At 50.1% G+C, this 1,729-nt stretch carries 1 protein-coding gene and 2 pseudogenes; 2 read left to right on the forward strand and 1 reads right to left on the reverse strand.

The features are described from left to right. On the reverse strand, positions 1–698 hold a 698-nt coding region (locus AC2VE5_RS26885), incomplete at its 3' end, for an aminotransferase class III-fold pyridoxal phosphate-dependent enzyme (RefSeq protein ID WP_486890598.1). Positions 699–1,065: 367 nt separating this feature from the next. Between AC2VE5_RS26885 and AC2VE5_RS26890 the strand changes: the two are divergent. After that, a pseudogene (locus AC2VE5_RS26890) lies at positions 1,066–1,440 on the forward strand (DUF29 domain-containing protein). Between the two features lie 170 nt (positions 1,441–1,610). Further along, a pseudogene (locus AC2VE5_RS26895) lies at positions 1,611–1,729 on the forward strand (ATP-dependent sacrificial sulfur transferase LarE); the annotation flags it as partial.

Raw genomic sequence — 1,729 nt, forward strand, 5'->3', positions numbered from 1 at the left:
ATTTCCCGCAGGCCAGCTAAAAATCCGCTGTCTGGGGTGATAAAACCGGCATTCCCGACCACCGGCTCTAAAATCACCCCAGCAATTTGATCGGGATTTTCGTCAAATCGTGCTTGGACCGCTTCTAGATCATTAAAGGGCGCGGTCAGGGTATTGCTGGTGGTAGCTTTCGGCACCCCAGGAGAATCCGGCAGTCCCAGGGTGGCTACCCCCGATCCGGCCTTGACTAAAAACATATCCGCATGGCCGTGGTAGCAGCCTTCAAACTTGATTACTTTTTCCCGCTGTGTAAAGGCCCGCATCAATCGCAGCACGGACATACAGGCCTCAGTGCCAGAATTGACAAACCGGACCATCTCCACACTGGGAACCGCGTCAATCACCATCTCAGCCAAGACATTCTCCAAGTAGGAAGGCGCCCCAAAGCTGGTGCCCTTGTCCAAAGCTGTGTGTAGCGCCTTGAGAACCTCGGGATGGGCATGACCACAAATCGCCGGTCCCCAGGTGCCAACATAGTCAATGTATTGGTTACCATCCACGTCCCAAATCGAAGCTCCCTGCACCCGATCAATGACGACGGGCTGACCGCCAACAGATTTAAAGGCCCGAACCGGGGAACTCACCCCACCGGGCATCAGCTTTTGAGCCGCGGCAAAAATCTCTTCTGATTTGGTTGTTTTAAAGGTGCTAGTGAGCAAAATTATCTCCTTGAGTGGCTACGGGCTAAATGAAGGTTTTGAAGGAATTGATCTTAAAGGTGCCAGATCAAGCTGGTTTTATAGGTGTTTTTGTAGACGCTAAGATCCTATTGTACAAAGCTTGGTCCCCTATGACCCTGAGCATGAGTGAGAAACTCGCCGGGGAGTGCTGGTCGCTGCTTCACCTAAGTAGAAGATGCCCAGCCGTGGGTATCATTTTCCTGACAGCACAATTCAGACCTAATCCTAGACTCTAAACTGAAGAGAGTAGCAAGAGAAAGCCGCCGTGACCGCCATGCCTACTAAGTTGAGCAAGTCCCTTTACGAGCAGGATTATTTTCTTTGGCTACAATCGTAGATTGCAGCTCTGAGATCGGGGTCTCTAGAGGCAGTGGATATCGACACGCTCGTGGCGGAACTAGAGGACTTGGGCAGAAGTGAACGGAAGGCAATCTACAGTAACTTGAGGGTTCTCCTGATTCACTTGCTCAAGTGGAAATATCAGCCCCAGAAAAAAACAACGAGCTAGCGAATGACCATCGCCGAGCATCGCCAGAGGCTGGAGGAGTCTTTCGAGCTGAGTCCTAGTTTGAGAAGGTACACCCAAGAGTGTTTTGCTTTGTGCTATCAAGCGGCGCATCGAGGAAGTTCAGCCCAGACAGAAATGTCAGTAGATAGTTTTCCAGGAGAGTGTCCCTTTGAGCCAGAGCAGGTTTTAGATCTAAACTGGTTGCCCGATTAGTGGCGATCGCCCCTGGCAATCCCTCTAACTTAACTAACCGAAATGAAGTAATCTTCCTTGAATAAAAAATCAATGCAGCCATCTGCGGCCAAAGCTTCAAGTTAAAATTCGCTACGCTAAAAGTAGACTTAAAGGGTATCGCCGCTCCGGCTGGCTTAAGAAAAGCACCAATGAAAACAGCAACCAAACTTTCTCAACTGCAAGCCTTGTTTGCCCAAATGGAACGGGCTCTGGTTGCCTACTCTGGTGGCATAGACAGTACTTTAGTCGCCAAGATTGCCTACGATGT

Source organism: Aliterella sp. E5.1 (genome assembly GCF_057473825.1).